This window comes from Chromatiales bacterium (assembly GCA_014762505.1).
GTDB lineage: Bacteria > Pseudomonadota > Gammaproteobacteria > SpSt-1174 > SpSt-1174 > SpSt-1174.
This window is the reverse complement of the sequence record JABURS010000043.1, coordinates 355,189-369,976: the sequence shown is the minus strand read 5'-3', so window position 1 is coordinate 369,976 and position 14,788 is coordinate 355,189. Positions and strand designations below refer to the sequence as shown.

17 protein-coding genes are annotated in these 14,788 nt (G+C 67.6%); 7 read left to right on the top strand and 10 right to left on the bottom strand.

The annotated features are described in order from the left end of the window. Positions 1-11 precede the first annotated feature (11 nt). Entirely contained in the window at positions 12-1,490 is a 1,479-nt protein-coding gene (locus HUJ28_13560; GenBank protein MBD3620494.1) for an AAA family ATPase, read from the bottom strand. Between the two features lie 71 nt (positions 1,491-1,561). Here HUJ28_13560 and HUJ28_13555 point away from each other — a divergent pair, with 71 nt between their 5' ends. The 6 genes from HUJ28_13555 (at position 1,562) to coq7 (ending at position 5,727) form a co-directional block, all read left to right on the top strand. Then, a complete protein-coding gene (locus tag HUJ28_13555) occupies positions 1,562-2,071 on the top strand; it encodes a hypothetical protein (GenBank protein ID MBD3620493.1) in 510 nt (169 codons plus the stop codon). A gap of 40 nt (positions 2,072-2,111) precedes the next feature. Continuing rightward, positions 2,112-3,002 carry a hypothetical protein gene (locus HUJ28_13550; protein MBD3620492.1) on the top strand — a complete coding sequence of 297 codons (891 nt, stop codon included), beginning with the start codon at positions 2,112-2,114 and terminating at the stop codon, positions 3,000-3,002. Between the two features lie 95 nt (positions 3,003-3,097). Further along, on the top strand, positions 3,098-3,346 hold the full coding sequence (locus HUJ28_13545) for a BolA/IbaG family iron-sulfur metabolism protein (protein ID MBD3620491.1): 249 nt from the start codon (positions 3,098-3,100) through the stop codon (positions 3,344-3,346). Between the two features lie 27 nt (positions 3,347-3,373). After that, a complete protein-coding gene (gene dinB, locus HUJ28_13540; GenBank protein MBD3620490.1) occupies positions 3,374-4,450 on the top strand; it encodes a DNA polymerase IV in 1,077 nt (358 codons plus the stop codon). Continuing rightward, positions 4,447-5,013 carry a hypothetical protein gene (locus tag HUJ28_13535; GenBank protein ID MBD3620489.1) on the top strand — a complete coding sequence of 189 codons (567 nt, stop codon included), beginning with the start codon at positions 4,447-4,449 and terminating at the stop codon, positions 5,011-5,013. Before dinB ends, HUJ28_13535 begins: the two co-directional genes overlap by 4 nt. A 69-nt stretch (positions 5,014-5,082) precedes the next feature. Continuing rightward, positions 5,083-5,727 carry a 2-polyprenyl-3-methyl-6-methoxy-1,4-benzoquinone monooxygenase gene (gene coq7 / locus HUJ28_13530; GenBank protein ID MBD3620488.1) on the top strand — a complete coding sequence of 215 codons (645 nt, stop codon included), beginning with the start codon at positions 5,083-5,085 and terminating at the stop codon, positions 5,725-5,727. A 71-nt stretch (positions 5,728-5,798) separates the two neighbouring features. On the opposite strand, the gene speD is transcribed toward coq7, so the two are convergent. From speD to HUJ28_13510, 4 genes are all read right to left on the bottom strand, one after another. Then, a complete protein-coding gene (speD, locus tag HUJ28_13525) occupies positions 5,799-6,596 on the bottom strand; it encodes an adenosylmethionine decarboxylase (protein MBD3620487.1) in 798 nt (265 codons plus the stop codon). Between the two features lie 137 nt (positions 6,597-6,733). After that, a complete protein-coding gene (locus HUJ28_13520) occupies positions 6,734-7,114 on the bottom strand; it encodes a VOC family protein (protein ID MBD3620486.1) in 381 nt (126 codons plus the stop codon). Positions 7,115-7,176: 62 nt separating this feature from the next. Next, positions 7,177-8,838: a DUF885 domain-containing protein gene (locus tag HUJ28_13515; GenBank protein ID MBD3620485.1), complete on the bottom strand. Its 1,662-nt coding sequence runs from the start codon at positions 8,836-8,838 to the stop codon at positions 7,177-7,179. A gap of 21 nt (positions 8,839-8,859) precedes the next feature. After that, positions 8,860-9,282: an OsmC family protein gene (locus HUJ28_13510; GenBank protein ID MBD3620484.1), complete on the bottom strand. Its 423-nt coding sequence runs from the start codon at positions 9,280-9,282 to the stop codon at positions 8,860-8,862. Positions 9,283-9,373: 91 nt separating this feature from the next. Here HUJ28_13510 and crp point away from each other — a divergent pair, with 91 nt between their 5' ends. Further along, the gene (gene crp, locus HUJ28_13505; GenBank protein MBD3620483.1) at positions 9,374-10,018 is read left to right on the top strand and encodes a cAMP-activated global transcriptional regulator CRP; all 645 of its coding nucleotides are present in this window, start codon (positions 9,374-9,376) and stop codon (positions 10,016-10,018) included. Positions 10,019-10,057: 39 nt separating this feature from the next. On the opposite strand, the gene trpC is transcribed toward crp, so the two are convergent. From trpC to HUJ28_13480, 5 genes are all read right to left on the bottom strand, one after another. Next, the gene (trpC, locus tag HUJ28_13500; GenBank protein MBD3620482.1) at positions 10,058-10,867 is read right to left on the bottom strand and encodes an indole-3-glycerol phosphate synthase TrpC; all 810 of its coding nucleotides are present in this window, start codon (positions 10,865-10,867) and stop codon (positions 10,058-10,060) included. A 7-nt stretch (positions 10,868-10,874) separates the two neighbouring features. Then, positions 10,875-11,906, bottom strand: coding sequence for an anthranilate phosphoribosyltransferase (trpD, locus tag HUJ28_13495; GenBank protein MBD3620481.1), 1,032 nt, complete (start codon positions 11,904-11,906; stop codon positions 10,875-10,877). Further along, positions 11,903-12,505, bottom strand: coding sequence for an aminodeoxychorismate/anthranilate synthase component II (locus HUJ28_13490; GenBank protein ID MBD3620480.1), 603 nt, complete (start codon positions 12,503-12,505; stop codon positions 11,903-11,905). Before HUJ28_13490 ends, trpD begins: the two co-directional genes overlap by 4 nt. After that, positions 12,502-13,992 (bottom strand): anthranilate synthase component I, encoded by a 1,491-nt coding sequence (locus HUJ28_13485; GenBank protein MBD3620479.1) that lies wholly within the window; start codon positions 13,990-13,992, stop codon positions 12,502-12,504. The genes HUJ28_13490 and HUJ28_13485 overlap by 4 nt, the downstream gene beginning before the upstream one ends. Positions 13,993-14,103: 111 nt before the next feature. After that, positions 14,104-14,781, bottom strand: coding sequence for a phosphoglycolate phosphatase (locus HUJ28_13480; protein MBD3620478.1), 678 nt, complete (start codon positions 14,779-14,781; stop codon positions 14,104-14,106). Positions 14,782-14,788: the final 7 nt, after the last annotated feature.

Genomic DNA, 14,788 nt, shown 5'->3' with positions numbered 1-14,788 from the left:
GGGCCCGCCCGTCAGTTGACGGGCACGGTACGCGAGGCCGCCCACGCCCGCAGCGCATCGATCTTCTCCGCCATCACCACCGACAGCGGGCGGGTGGAAACGATCTCGCGGGCGAGGTCGGCGGGGCTCACGCCCTGGTCGCGGGCGTGGGCGGCGTAGAAGGCCGCCACCACCGCCTGCTCGATCTCGGCACCGGAGAAGCCCTCGCTGATCGCGGCCAGGCGGTCCAGATCGAATCCGGCCGCGTCGGCACCGCGCTTTCTCAGGTGGATGTCGAAGATCACCTTGCGGGTGTCGGCATCCGGCAGGTCGACGAAGAAGATCTCGTCCAGCCGGCCCTTGCGGATCAGCTCCGGCGGCAGCTGCTGGATGTCGTTGGCGGTGACGGCGAGAAACACCGGCGCCCTGCGCTCGGCCATCCAGGTGAGCAGCGTGCCCAGCACGCGCCGCGAGGTGCCGCCATCGGAGTCCCCCACCGCCAGCGCCTTCTCGATCTCGTCGATCCACAGCACGCAGGGGGCCATCACCTCGGCCGTCTTCAGCGCCTCGCGCAGGTTCTTCTCGGTCTGGCCGATGTACTTGTCGTACAGCGCGCCACCGTCCAGGCGCAGCAGCGGCACGCCCCACACCCCGGCGATGGCCTTGGCCGACAGGCTCTTGCCGCAACCCTGCACGCCCAGCAGCATGATCCCCTTGGGCGGGTCCAGCCCGGGGGGCGGGGTATCGGCGAGGAATACGCGCTTGCGCTGCTCCAGCCAGGTCTTGAGCCGGCCCATCCCGCCCACGTCGGAGAAGCGCGCGGTGTCGTATTCGAAGCTCAGCGCGCCGTCGCGGGCCAGGAGCTGGTACTTGGCCTCCATCACGGGCGTTAGATCGCTGTGGGTGAGCGCCCCGTCGTCGGCAATGGCCTGGCGGGCGAGACGCCGGGCGTCCTCCACGCTCAGGCCGGCCAGGTTGCGCGCCAGGGCCTCCACGGCGCCATCCTCGCTGTGCACCTGCAGCTCGGGGTGGGCACCCGCCCAGGCGCGTGCCTCCTCCCGCACGATGTCCACCAGGCGCTCGGACGACGGCAGGCTCAGCTCGAAACGCGCCGTGTACTTCTCGATCTCGGGCGGGATCGGGAACCGGTGGCTGATGAACACCAGGGTGTTGGGCGTCTCGCCATGCTTCAGGGCGATGTCCTTCACCAGCCGCACGATGGCGGCATCGTCCATCCAGGGATGGAAGTCGAGCAGCAGGTAGATGCCGGGCTTCGGGTTGGCGTGGATGTGCTTGAGCAGGGCCTGGGGCTTGTCCATGGTCCAGACGGGCTCGAGTTCCACGTCGATGCGCTGCATGGCCTGGGTGGTGCTCCAGCGATACAGCGGCAGCGCGTTGCCGACGGCCACGCGCTTGAACAGCTCGATCGCCCGCGGCTCCTCGTGGGTCTCGATCACGATGAGCGGGATGCGCGAGCGCATCAGGATCTGGATGTCGTTGGTTTCGAACATGCGACGGGTTTCATGACGCCCGGGATGGGCGCATCATAGCATGGCTCTATCGATACCCAGACCGACACACGATGACCTACCCCAGCACCCTCTGCCAGCCTGCGCTCGAGCACCTGTTCCGCCAGCACCCGCCGCATTCGCTGCTGGCCATCGGGGCAGACGCCGAGGCGGCGTTCGCGCCCTGGCAGGCGGCCCACCCGCAGACGCCCTGCCGGCACATCGCCGACATCGCCCCCGACGAGGCCGATGGCCTGGAGCGGCACGACGTGGTACTGGTCGCCAACTGCCTGGAACGGCTGGAGCGAGCGCAGGCGGAGCAGCTGGTGGCGCTGCTGCGCGATCGCGTGGCCGAGCGCCTGCTGATCCTGCTGCCCATCGGCGAGGACTGGCCCGGCCTGCGCTCGTACTGGACGCTCACCGACATGGTGGCGCTGGGCCTGCGCCGGCTCGCCTGCTTCGAACACGACGGACGGCCGCTGGAGCTCTACCGCTTCGACCTCTACGACTACAAGCTCACGCCGGACTGGCTGAACCCGCGTTTCTGGGCCAACCCGCAGATGTGGGACAAGGCGCGCTGGTAGGCCGCTTGATGCCCCCGCCCGACTTGCCAATAATCAGCGCATGACTCTCGCCAGACGCCTCGCCGACCACGGCTTCCTGTCCAACGCCGACTACGACTACCCGGTGCGCTGCCTGCTCGGCGCGCCCGTGGAGCACCTGCGCTGTCTCAACGTGGAGGGCGAGACCGGCCGGCGCAAGACCGCCTTCGCCAACGCCCTGGCCCAGGCGCTGGACTACGCCCAGGTGCTCTATCACGAATTCGACGACCGCCCGGAGGCGCCCGAGCCGGTGCGCATCCCGCGCCCGCCCGAGGAAGAGGAGCACGTCGGCGAGGCGCCGGTGAACGAGCTCGACCGGGTGATGAGCGAGGCCTGCGCCCTGAGCGAGGGCGAGCGCAGCATCCTCATCCTCGATCAGCTGCAGCTCGCCCCGTTCAGGCAGCACCTGCGCCTCGCCGACTTCATCCGCAGCCTGCAGTGGTCCTATGGCGACATGACGCTCAAGGCCAACCCGCAGAACCTGCTGCTGTTCCTGATCTCGGAGGAACCGCTGTATCACTCGCTGCAGCAGATGAGCTTCAACATCTGGGTGGATTCGGGCACGGAGGGAACGGTGGAGATCACGCCGGCCGCACTCGGCCTGGCCGAGAACGCCCGCGAGATGCTCGAGGCGCTGAAAGCCATCTTCGCCGCGCTGGACGTGAACCCCACGCTCGCCGAGTACCGGCGCGTGGTGCACGACATCCACGTCAACATCCACGACCTCGAACACCTGCGCACCTCCATCTACGGCTGGGTGGAGGGCGTGAATCGCCAGCACCTAATGTCGCGCCAGATCGAGGCCGTGCTGGAGCGGCAGATGCCGCCCATCAGCCGCTACCTGGGCATCGACCCCGGGGCCACCGACGGCATCATCGTGCGCGAGCTCGACGACCACGACAGCCCGACCTGAGCCCGGCAATAACCCCGCGCGGGGGCCTGAATCTGTACCCGTCCCCGCGCCCTGCGCTATCCTTCGCCCTCGCTCACACGACACAGCATCGCCACATGAATATCGACGACGTGAAGAAGATGATCGAGGACGGCCTGCCGGGCAGCACCACCGTGGAACTCAGCGGCGAGGGCTGCAACCTCAGCGCCACGGTCATCAGCGAGGCCTTCGAGGGGCTGTCCATGCTCAAGCAGCACCAGCTCGTCTACGGCATCGTCAACCCGCACATCGCCGACGGCAGCATCCACGCCCTCGCGCTGAAGACCTACACCCCGGCCCAGTGGGAGGCCCGGGGCAACGCCTGAGCCCGCCGCCCCGGTCATCCGCCCGTCATGACCGCCCCGCGCAAGATCATCCACGTGGACATGGACTGCTTCTACGCGGCCATCGAGATGCGCGATGATCCCGGGCTGCGCGGCCGGGCCATCGCCGTGGGCGGGACCGCCGAGCGGCGCGGCGTGATCACCACCGCGAGCTACGAGGCGCGCGTCTTCGGCGTGCGCTCGGCCATGGCCACCGCCCACGCGCTCCGGCTATGCCCCGACCTCGTGCTGCTGCCCGTGCGCATGGAGGTCTACCGCGCCGAGTCGCGCCGCATCCGGGCCATCTTCGCCGAGTTCACCGACCGTATCGAACCCCTCTCCCTGGACGAGGCCTACCTCGACGTCACCGGCCTGCCCCACCACCGGGGCAGCGCCACGCGCATGGCCGAGGCCATCCGCCGGCGCATCCTCGAGGAGACCGGCCTCACCGCCTCGGCCGGCATCGCGCCGAACAAGTTCCTGGCCAAGGTGGCGAGCGACTGGAACAAGCCCGACGGCCAGTACGTGATCCGTCCGCAGGACATCCCGGCCTTCATGCCCGCCCTGCCGGTGAAACGGATACCGGGCGTGGGCGCGGCCACGGCGCGCCGCCTCCGGGCGATGGGGGTGACCACCTGCGGCGAGCTGCAGCAGGTGCCGGTGGCCGAGATGCTGCGCCGCTTCGGCAGCTTCGGCCAGCGCCTGCACGAACTCAGCTTCGGCATCGACGCGCGTCCCGTCGAGGTCACGCGCGAGCGCAAGTCGGTGAGCGTGGAAGAGACCTTCGTCGAGGACCTGCCGGACGTCGCCGCCATCGAGGCCGAGCTGCAGCCCCTCTACCGGCAACTCCTCGTCCGGCTCGAGCGCGCCCGCCAGCGCCAGGCCGCGCCCGTGCAGACCCTGTTCGTGAAGCTGAAGTTCGACGACTTCCGCAGCACCACCCTGCAGACCACGGGCACCCGTCCCGACCCTGCCCGCTACCGCGAGATGCTTGCTGCCGCCTGGCGGCGCGGCGCCCGCCCGGTGCGCCTGGTGGGACTCGGTGTGCGCTTCGCGCCGCAGACCCAGGGGACCGCCGAACAGCTGGGACTGGACTACGGGACATGACGCCGGACGCCTGCACCGTGCTGCTCGGCGGCATCCGCGAACCGCTGGCCAGCCTGCTGGAAACGGCGCTCGCCGAGGCCGGCCTGCAAGCGGTCACGCTCCGCGCGGACCCGGGCAATCTCGCGGCCATCAACGACGAGCTGGCCGGCCTCGACACGACACCCCGCGCCTTCATCAACCACGCCGCCCTGCTGCTGGAGCTGCCCGGCCAGGGCTATACCGCCTATCCCCCCGTGGCCTGCCATCGCGCCGTCATCGACCACCTGCCCCCCGGCGGCAGTCTCGTCCATCTCTTTGGCGACATGACGCCCGCCCCCGACCCGCGTGCCCTCACCCTGCCGCTGGTCAGGCGCCTGATGGCCGACCTCGATGTCCCGGCGAGGGAGCGGGGCCTGCACATGAACGCCGTCAGCCTGCGCCACGTACCGGGGGTGGACGAGGCGGAACGTGCGCGCATCCTGCAGGCACGTATCCGCACCATCGTCTGGCTCGCCGGCCAGGCGGGTGACCGGCCGGACAGGCAGGTCCTGCGCGGGTACGCGACCGACGAACGGCCGGCCTGAATCGCATCCTCCGGTCCAGCCGGAAGACGCCCCCTTGCCCCACCCTGGCCCGGGCAGTACTCTTCCCGCATGCGAAAAATGACCCTCATCGACCAGTTCCTCGCCGAGATCGACCAGTCGCTGCGCACCGTGCATGGCCGGCCGCCGGTGACCGAGCGGCCGAATCCCGCCGACGACCTGCCGGAGAAGGCGGACATGACCGACGCCGAGCGCGACCTGGCCGGGCGGCTGATGCGCATCAACCATGCCGGCGAGGTCTCGGCCCAGGGGCTGTACCAGGGCCAGGCGCTGACGGCGAAACGCGAGGACATCCGCGAGCAGATGCAGCGTGCGGCAATGGAGGAGAACGATCACCTCGCCTGGACGGAAAAACGCATCGGCGAGCTCGGCAGCCACCGGAGCTACCTCGGCCCGTTCTGGTACTGGGGGTCCTTCACCATCGGCGCCGTGGCCGGCGCCATCGGCGACAAGTGGAGCCTGGGCTTCGTCACCGAGACCGAGTATCAGGTGGTGCGCCACCTGGAGGAACACCTCGAAAGACTGCCGGCCGATGACCACAAGAGCCGCGCCATCCTGCAGCAGATGAAAGAGGACGAGGCGCACCATGCGACGGTGGCGCTGGAGGCGGGCGGCGCCAAGCTGCCCCTGCCCGTGCGCCGCTTCCTGATGCCACTGATGTCGAAGGTGATGACGAAGACGGCCTACTGGCTGTAGCGCGCCTCAGGCGCCACCACGAAAAAGCCCCGGCATGCCGGGGCTTTTTCGTGGGCGACAAACCTGCCGGCTCAGACGCCGGTCATGTTCTGCCCGTAGAAGATCTCCTGCATCTCGCGACGCAGGCGCTTCTCGATCTCGCGCAATTCCTTGGCGCTGTAATCGCCACGCCCCAGGCCGAAGAGATAGTTGTCGATGTCGAATTCCTTCAGGATCATCTTCGTGTGGAAGAGGTATTCCTGGTAGACGTTGACGTCGATCATCTCGTAGCGGCGCTTGGTATCGCGCGACAGGTAGTTCTGGATCGAGGTGATCTTGTGATCGATGAAGTGCTTCTTGCCGCGGATGTCGCGGGTGAAGCCGCGCACGCGATAGTCCAGCGTGACGATATCCGAGTCGAAGCTGTGGATCAGGTAGTTGAGCGCGCGCAGCGGCGAGATACGCCCGCAGGTGGAGACGTCGATGTCCGCGCGGAAGGTGCTGATCCCGTTGTCCGGATGGCTTTCCGGATACGTGTGTACCGTGACGTGGCTCTTGTCCAGGTGCGCGACGACCGTGTCCGGCAGCGGGCCCGGAGCGGGCGTGTTGGTGAGGTGCTCGGCCGCCACCGGCTCCTCGGAGATGAGCATGGTCACGCTGGCGCCCTGGGGATCATAGTCCTGGCGCGAGATATCCAGGATGTTCGCGCCGATGATATCCACCACGTCCGTCAGGATCTGCGTCAGGCGCTCGGCGTTGTACACCTCGTCGATGTACTCGATGTACTCCTGACGATGATGCTCGTCCTTCGCGTAGCAGATATCGTAGATGTTGAAGCTGAGGGTCTTGGTCAGGTTGTTGAACCCGTGCAGCTTCAGCTTCCTGTTCATGCGCTCAACCAACGAGGGTGTCCTCCGGTATATCGATCAACGGGCCCGGACAGGCCAGGCCTTCGGCAAAGAAAAAGGGGCGCCATTGTGCCACAGCACAGCCCCGATCACAGTGGTTTTTCGCCCCCGGGCCCGGCTCAGGCGTCCCGGCAGGCCGCGGCGATAGGGGGATGATAGATCATCTGCACCACATTGCCCTCCGGGTCCCGGCAGTAGAAGCTGCGGGCCCCGTCGCGATGGGTGCGCGGCGGCTTCTCCACCGGCACGTCATGGGCGGTGAGGAAGGCGTACCAGGCGTCCACATCTGCCTCGGCGCGCAGGATGAAGCCGATGTGGTCCAGGCGCTGACCGTGGTCGAGTATCTCGCCGGCGGCCTTGTGCAGCGCGAGATTGTCGCACCCCGAGCAGAGGTAGAGGTTGTCGGGATCGGGCCGCCATTCCACCTGCATGCCCAGCAGGTCCACGTAGAAGTGCTCACAGGCAGGCAGATCCCGGACGTTCAGGGCCACGTGGCGCATGCCGCCGGTGGCGGGGGGACGATTCGACACGGCGTACCTCCGTCGGTTGTGGCGCGGGCCGGTCAGGCCCCGGCGCCGAAGATCATGTTGCGGGCCGACTGCCAGGCCTGCTCGCCGAACTGGCGGCGTATCACCAGCGGCAGGGCGATGGAACCGCTGGCCAGCAGCCTGTCATGGAAGCCCTTGAGGGCGAAGTCGGGGGACAACCTTAACCGGTCGCGCACGGCGTTGACCAGCCCCCAGCCGGTGGCATAGCCCATGGGCACGGTGGGCGCCTGGCTATACCAGGTGAGCTCGCCCATGGCCTGAGAATAGCCGAAGCCCAGGGCCTCGACCATGCGCTCGGCGGCCTCGTCCAGCGGCAGGCCCCGGGTATGCAGCTCCACGTCGATGAGGATGCGCAGGGCACGCCACAGGCGGTCCTGCAGCAACACGAAGCGCGACTCGGGACAATCGAGGAAACCCTGCTCGTGCATCAGCGACTCGCAGTACAGCGCCCAGCCCTCGTAGAGCGTGGCCGAGGGGTTGAGCAGCCGCGGCAGGCTGCGCGATTCGGGCCGCCGGTGGGCGGTGACGAACTGCAGGTGGTGTCCGGGCCAGGCCTCGTGCACCCCGGTATGGGCGATGCCCAGGGCATGGTGCTCGCCCAGCCCGGCCTCGTCCACCGGCGGCGTCACGTAGTAATGGCCGGTCTGCGCCGGGTCGTTGGCCGCCGGCTCCACATAGGCGGCAAAGGGGATCTGGTGGCGCAGGAAGGCGGGCGTCTCGACGACGTGCAGGGCCTGGGCATCCGGCACCGTGACCAGGTCCCGCTCGACGACGAAGGCATGCGCCCGCTCCATGGCCTCGCGATAGGCCGCCACCAGCCCCTCGGCGTCCGGATGCTCGGCCTGGATTCGCGCCTGCAACACGGCCGGATCGTCCTGACCGCTGAGCTCCCGGGTCACGTCGTGCAGGTTGCGGCGGGTGACGTCGAAGAGCTGCCGCCCGAAGGCATGCAGGGCATCGGCATCCACGTCCAGGAAATGGCGCTGCGCCAGCAGCCGGTCGAAGTGGGTGCGCCCGCAGGCGAAGTCCCCCTCGCAGCGCGGGCCGAGATCGGCCTCCAGGAAATGGGCGAACTCGGTCAGCGCCCGTGCCGCCGGCTCGATGAATCCATGCAATCCTTCACGTCCCATGGCCTGCAGCACCCGCGGATGCCGTTCCAGGGAGCGGATGTAGTCCGCGCCGGCCCGCGCCGTCTGGTGGGCCGACTCGGCCCACAGCACCGGCACCAGCTCCGGTGTCTGCAGCAGGTGCACGCGGGCACCGCGCAGATAGGCCGGGATCTGTTCCAGCCGTGCACGCAGGGCGCCGGCGAAGTCCTTGACGGGCTTGAGAAACAGCTGGTGGATGGCGTCCACCGGCAGGAAGGCATTGGGATTGTGGTGCCGCCAGTCCGATTCGCGCAGCTCGCAGATCTCGAGATGGGCCGCCCCTTCCAGCACATCGAGGTCGATGCGCCGGTCCGGGCTCAGGTCGTCGACCGCGACGAGTTCCAGCTCGGCCAGCAGTTTCTCGTTGAGCGCGACCAGGGCGCCGATCTCGTCATCGTCGAAGGGACGCAGACGATCGGCATAGCCGTTGATACCGACATCCACCGCACGCTCGGGGTGATAGCGGAACCACGCCTCGTAATAGGCCACCAGCAGGGCATCGAAGGCGGCGTTGGCGCCCTTGCTCATGCGCGCTCGCTCATGGCAGGTCTACTCGCAGGCCTCGCGGATCTCGAAGTCGTGGGTGATCTCGGCCGTCTTGCCCAGCATGATGGAGGCGGAGCAGTACTTCTCGGCCGAGAGCTCGACCGCCCGTCGCACGTGTTTCTCGGAGAGGTTGCGGCCCACCACCACGAAGTGGGCATGGATCCGGGTGAAGACCTTGGGCTCGGTCTCGGCGCGCTCGGCCTCCAGATGCACCTCGCAGTCGACGATCTCCTGGCGCGCCTTCTTCAGGATCATCACCACATCGAAGGAGGTGCAGCCGCCCATGCCGAGCAGCAGCATTTCCATGGGGCGAATGCCCAGATTGCGGCCACCCGCCTCGGGGGCGCCATCCATGACCACTGAATGGCCGCTGCCGGCTTCGCCGACAAAACTCATGTAATCCAGCCACTTCACACGTGCTTTCATAATGCGTCACACTTCCCGAGATTGGCGTTCGACAAAAATGTCAGGCTTGGCATACACTTGAGTGCGAAACAGGAGACGCCTCGCCATGCGCATGGATCAACTGAGAATCAAGAAACCGCCGGCGAACCCGGCGCTGGAACGCTTCCTGGGGCATTGCCACCGGAAGCACTATCCTGCGCGCTCGATCATCATCCATGCCGGCGACAAGCCGGAGTCCCTGTACTATATCATCGAGGGTTCGGTCAGCGTAATGATCGAGGACGAGGACGATCACGAGATCGTGCTCGCCTATCTCAACCCCGGCGACTTCTTCGGCGAGATGGGCCTGTTCAGCGAGGAAGAGGAAGGCCGTGCCGCACTGGTGGTGGCGCGCCAGGAATGCACCATCGCCGAGATGACCTATACCGAGTTCCGCCGAGTGGCCCACGAGGACCCGGACATCCTCTTCGCCCTGGCCACGCAGATGGCCGCGCGCCTGCGCGAGACCAACCGCAAGGTGATGGACCTGGCCTATGTCGACGTCACCGGCCGTATCGCCCACACCCTGCTCAACCTCGCCAAGCAGCCGGATGCCATGACCCATCCGGACGGCATGCAGATCCGCATCACCCGCCAGGAACTGGCCAAGATGGTCGGCTGCTCCCGCGAGATGGCCGGGCGCGTGCTGAAGGAGCTGGAGGCCGAGGGCCTGCTGCATGCCCGCGGCAAGACCATCGTCCTCTACGGCACACGCTGAACCCCTGCCGGGAATCCCCGGCAACCCCCGGCGCTTTCTCTACCCCTCGTTCGTCCCGAACAGCTCGGCCAGCCGCGCACCCGGATCGTCGGCGCGCATGAAGGCCTCTCCCACCAGGAAGGCATGTACGCCGTGCTCACGCATCAGGCGCACGTCATCCGGCGTATGGATCCCGCTCTCGGTGACCACCAGGCGATCGTCCGGGATGCGATCGAGCAGGCCGAGCGTGGTATCCAGCGTGGTCTCGAAGGTACGCAGACTGCGGTTGTTGATGCCGATGAGCCGCGCCTCCAGCCGGAGGGCCCGCGCGAGTTCGTCGGCGTCGTGCACCTCGACCAGCACGTTCATGCCGAGCTCGTGGGCGAGCGCCGTGAGCTCCGCCATGCGCGCATCGTCCAGGGCGGAGACGATGAGCAGGATGCAGTCGGCCCCCATGACCCGCGCCTCCCAGACCTGGTAGGGATCGAGCATGAAGTCCTTGCGCAGCACCGGCAGCGTACAGGCCGCGCGCGCATCCTGCAGATAGGCCTCGCTGCCCTGGAAGAAATCGTGATCGGTGAGCACGGAGAGGCAGGCGGCCCCGCCCGCCTCGTAGCTGCGGGCAATCGCCTCCGGGTCGAAGTCCGCGCGAATCACCCCCTTGCTGGGGCTGGCCTTCTTCACCTCGGCGATCACCGCCGGCCGGCCGCGGGCGACGCGGGCCTCCAGGGCCGCGAGGAAGGGCCGCACCGCCGGCGCGGCATCCACGTGATCCTGCAGTGCCGCCAGCGGGGTATGCGCGGAGCGCTCGGCGATCTCCTCGCGTTTGCGCTGGAGGATCTTCTGCAGGATGTCCGGCGTGTTCGTCATGCCGCCCCTACCCTGCCCGCGGTCCGAGGGCGTTGCTCAGGTCGATGAGCTGCTGGAACTTCTCCGCGGCCTCGCCCGAGGCGATCACCTGCTGCGCGCGCGCCACGCCGGCGGCGAGATCGCCGACGACCCCGGCCGTGTAAATGGCCGCCCCGGCATTGAGGGCGACGATGTCGCGGGCCGGCCCCGGGGTGTTGTTGAGCACACTGCGCAGCATGGCGAGGCTCTCGCCGGCATCGCCCACCTTGATGGCGGCGAGGTCGGTGGTCGTGAGCCCGAAGTCCTCGGGCGAGATGACGTACTCGTTGATCTCGCCATTTCGCAGCTCGGCCACCTGGGTCGGCGTGCCGATGGAGATCTCGTCCAGGCCGTCGCGGGCATGGACCACCATGACGTGGCGGCTGCCCAGGCGCTTGAGCACCTCGGCCAGCGGCCGCAGCCAGCCGTGGCTGAACACGCCGAGCACCTGATTGGGTGCGCCGGCGGGGTTGGTGAGCGGACCCAGAACGTTGAAGATGGTGCGCACGCCCATCTCCCGGCGCGGGCCGACGGCGTACTTCATCGCCCCGTGATGCCGTGGTGCGAACAGGAAGCCCACGCCGATCTCGTTCACGCAGCGCGCGACCGCCTCGGGCCCCAGGTCGAGGTTCACCCCGGCGGCCTCCAGCACGTCGGCGCTGCCGCTCTTGCTGGAGACGGAACGGTTGCCGTGCTTGGCCACGCGCGCGCCGGCGGCGGCGGTGACGAAGGCGCTGGCGGTGGAGATGTTGAAGGTGCCGGAGGCGTCGCCGCCGGTACCGCAGGTATCGACCAGGTGGTCGGTGTTCACGCTCACGCGCGTGGAGAGTTCGCGCATCACGCCCGCGGCCGCGGCCACCTCGTCCACGGTCTCGCCCTTCATGCGCAGACCGACGAGGAAGCCGCCGATCTGTGCCGGCGTGGCCTCGCCGGTCATGATGAGCTGCATCACCGCGGTCATCTGCTCGCTGCTGAGGTCGTGACGTTCGGTGACGGCACGAATCGCTTCTTGCATGTTCATTGACTGGCTCCTCCTTCCGCCGGCATCTGCAGGAAGTTCTTCAGCAGGTCGTGGCCATGCTGCGTGAGTATGGATTCGGGGTGGAACTGCACGCCCTCGATGGCATATTCCCTGTGGCGCACGCCCATGATCTCGTCGATGCCGCCATCGGCGGCCTGCGTCCACGCCGTGACCTCCAGGCAGTCCGGCAGGCTCTCCTTCTCGATCACCAGCGAGTGATAGCGGGTGGCCTCGAAGGGGTTCGGCAGCCCGGCGAACACGCCGCCATCCTTATGATGGATCAGCGAGGTCTTGCCGTGCATGATCTCGCGTGCGTGCACCACCTTGCCGCCGAAGGCCTGGCCGATGCTCTGGTGGCCGAGACACACGCCGAGGATCGGCAGCCGGCCGGCAAAGTGACGGATCACGTCCAGCGACACGCCGGCCTCGTTCGGTGTGCAGGGCCCGGGCGAGATCATGATGCGCTCGGGCGCCATGGCCTCGATGTCGTCGATGCTGATCTGGTCGTTGCGCTCCACCCGCACCTCGGCGCCCAGCTCGCCCAGGTACTGCACGAGGTTGTAGGTGAAGGAATCGTAGTTGTCGATCATCAGGATCATTGCGAGCCCTCCTCCTGCGCACCGTCGAGGCCGGCCTCGGCCATGGCCACCGCGCGGAAGGTCGCGCGCCCCTTGTTCATGGTCTCCTTCCATTCGAGATCGGGCACGGAGTCGTAGACGATGCCCGCCCCGGCCTGGATGTGCAGCGTCTCGTCCCGGATCACGGAGGTGCGGATGGCGATCGCCGTATCCATGTTGCCGTTCCAGGAGAGATAACCCACCGCACCGGCATACACGCCGCGCTTCACCGGTTCCAGCTCGTCGATGATCTCCATGGCGCGGATCTTGGGTGCGCCGCTCACGGTGCCCGCGGGAAAGGTCGCGCGCAGCACGTCCATGGCGCCCATGTCCGGCTTCAGCCTGCCGACCACGTTGGAGACGATGTGCATGACGTGCGAATAGCGCTCGATCACCATTTTGTCCGTGACCTTGACCGAGCCGGTCTGGCTCACGCGCCCGGCGTCGTTGCGCCCGAGATCGATGAGCATGAGGTGCTCGGCGAGCTCCTTGGGATCGGCCAGCAGCTCCGCCTCCAGCGCCTGGTCCTGCGCCTCGTCGCGCCCGCGCTTGCGGGTGCCGGCGATGGGCCGCACGGTGACCATGCCATCCTCCAGACGCACCAGGATCTCGGGCGAGGAGCCAACCACGTGGTGATCCTCGAGGTCGAGGTAGAACATGTAGGGCGAGGGATTGAGGCTGCGCAGGGCGCGGTACAGGTCCAGCGGCCGCGCCTTGAAGGGGATGGACAGGCGCTGCGACAGCACCACCTGCATGATGTCGCCCTCGACGATGTACTCGCGCGCCTTCTGCACCGCGGCCTTGAAGCCCTCCTCGGTGAAGCCGGAGACGAAGTCGTCCTCGGTGACGTGGCGCGCGGCGGCCGCCGGACGGTACACCGGCGTGGCGTCGCGCAGCTGGTCTTCCAGCCGGTCGAGCCGGGCCAGCGCATCGTCATAACCACCGGGCTGGGCATGCACCACGAGATAGAGCTTGCCGCTGAGGTTGTCGAAGGCGACCACCTCCTCGGAGACCATCAGCAGGATGTCCGGGCTGCCGATGGGGTCGGGCTTGTCGACCTTCGCCAGCCGCGGCTCGATGTAGCGGATGGTGTCGTAGCCGAAATAGCCGACCAGGCCGCCGGTGAACCGCGGCAGGCCCTCGACCTCGGCCACGCGGTACTGCCGCTGGTAGGCCTCGATCCAGGCCAGCGGGTCCGCCACCTCCTGTTCTTCGATCAGCCGTCCCGCCTCTTCGACGGTGACGCGATGCCCCCGCACCTTGATGACGGTACGACAGGGCAGACCGATGAAGGAGTAACGCCCCCATTTCTCCCCGCCCTGCACGGACTCGAAGAGATAGGAGTAGGGCGCGGCCGCCAGTTTCAGGTAGGTGCTCAAGGGGGTGTCGAGGTCGGCGAGCACTTCGCGCACGAGGGGTACGCGGTTATGGCCGTCGCCGATGAGCTTGTCGAATTGTTCGCGGTTCATGAACGGGGTTCCATTTCAAACAGTGGCGCAGGATGGGTTGTCGATGGTGCTACCGCCACCATCGCCAGCCACGCTGACCCACACTGTTGAACTGAAACCGTTGCATGCCCATTACGCTGCCTGTTCGAGTAAGCCGCCAAGTTCCGCCATGGAATCGATCACGGCATCCGGATCGTAGTCGCGGATGTCCTCGCCGTGATTATAACCATAACTCATGCAGATGATCCGGAAGCCCGCCGCCCGCGCCGCCTTCACGTCGCTGATCGAGTCGCCGATCATGAGCGACTCGGCCGGCGTCACGCCAAGCTGCTCGGCGGCATGCAGCAGCGGCAGGGGATCGGGCTTCTTCTTCGGCAGGGTATCGCCGCTGACCACGATCTCGAAATAGTCCCGGATACCGAGATCCTGCAGCAGCGGCAGGGTGAACTGCTCGGCCTTGTTGGTCACGCAGCCCAGGCGGAAACCGGCATCCCGGAGATAGGCCAGGCCTTCCTCCACCCCCGGATACAGACAGCTGCGCCGGGAGGTGTTCTCGGCATAGAGCTCAAGGAAGATCGGCAGCGCACGGGCCTTGAGGGCCTCGTCCGGCTGGCCGTCGAGGTCGTTGGCGAGCGCGCGCTCGACCAGGCGCTCGACGCCGTTGCCCACCCAGTTGCGCACCGCCGCCTCGCCGCGGCGCGGCAGGTCCAGGCGGGCCATCATCTCGTCCACGCAATAGGCGAGGTCCGGCACGCTGTCGACCAGCGTGCCGTCCACGTCGATCAGGACCATCCGGGGCTTGCTCAGCATGCGACCG

What these genes read in the sequence shown, in the direction of transcription:
- HUJ28_13560 (MBD3620494.1), bottom strand. Translation starts at nt 1,490, where the DNA reads ATGTTCGAAACCAACGACATCCAGATCCTGATGCGCTCGCGCATCCCG.
- HUJ28_13555 (MBD3620493.1), top strand. Translation starts at nt 1,562, where the DNA reads ATGACCTACCCCAGCACCCTCTGCCAGCCTGCGCTCGAGCACCTGTTC.
- HUJ28_13550 (MBD3620492.1), top strand. Translation starts at nt 2,112, where the DNA reads ATGACTCTCGCCAGACGCCTCGCCGACCACGGCTTCCTGTCCAACGCC.
- HUJ28_13545 (MBD3620491.1), top strand. Translation starts at nt 3,098, where the DNA reads ATGAATATCGACGACGTGAAGAAGATGATCGAGGACGGCCTGCCGGGC.
- dinB (MBD3620490.1), top strand. Translation starts at nt 3,374, where the DNA reads ATGACCGCCCCGCGCAAGATCATCCACGTGGACATGGACTGCTTCTAC.
- HUJ28_13535 (MBD3620489.1), top strand. Translation starts at nt 4,447, where the DNA reads ATGACGCCGGACGCCTGCACCGTGCTGCTCGGCGGCATCCGCGAACCG.
- coq7 (MBD3620488.1), top strand. Translation starts at nt 5,083, where the DNA reads ATGCGAAAAATGACCCTCATCGACCAGTTCCTCGCCGAGATCGACCAG.
- speD (MBD3620487.1), bottom strand. Translation starts at nt 6,596, where the DNA reads ATGAACAGGAAGCTGAAGCTGCACGGGTTCAACAACCTGACCAAGACC.
- HUJ28_13520 (MBD3620486.1), bottom strand. Translation starts at nt 7,114, where the DNA reads ATGCGCCACGTGGCCCTGAACGTCCGGGATCTGCCTGCCTGTGAGCAC.
- HUJ28_13515 (MBD3620485.1), bottom strand. Translation starts at nt 8,838, where the DNA reads ATGAGCAAGGGCGCCAACGCCGCCTTCGATGCCCTGCTGGTGGCCTAT.
- HUJ28_13510 (MBD3620484.1), bottom strand. Translation starts at nt 9,282, where the DNA reads ATGAAAGCACGTGTGAAGTGGCTGGATTACATGAGTTTTGTCGGCGAA.
- crp (MBD3620483.1), top strand. Translation starts at nt 9,374, where the DNA reads ATGGATCAACTGAGAATCAAGAAACCGCCGGCGAACCCGGCGCTGGAA.
- trpC (MBD3620482.1), bottom strand. Translation starts at nt 10,867, where the DNA reads ATGACGAACACGCCGGACATCCTGCAGAAGATCCTCCAGCGCAAACGC.
- trpD (MBD3620481.1), bottom strand. Translation starts at nt 11,906, where the DNA reads ATGAACATGCAAGAAGCGATTCGTGCCGTCACCGAACGTCACGACCTC.
- HUJ28_13490 (MBD3620480.1), bottom strand. Translation starts at nt 12,505, where the DNA reads ATGATCCTGATGATCGACAACTACGATTCCTTCACCTACAACCTCGTG.
- HUJ28_13485 (MBD3620479.1), bottom strand. Translation starts at nt 13,992, where the DNA reads ATGAACCGCGAACAATTCGACAAGCTCATCGGCGACGGCCATAACCGC.
- HUJ28_13480 (MBD3620478.1), bottom strand. Translation starts at nt 14,781, where the DNA reads ATGCTGAGCAAGCCCCGGATGGTCCTGATCGACGTGGACGGCACGCTG.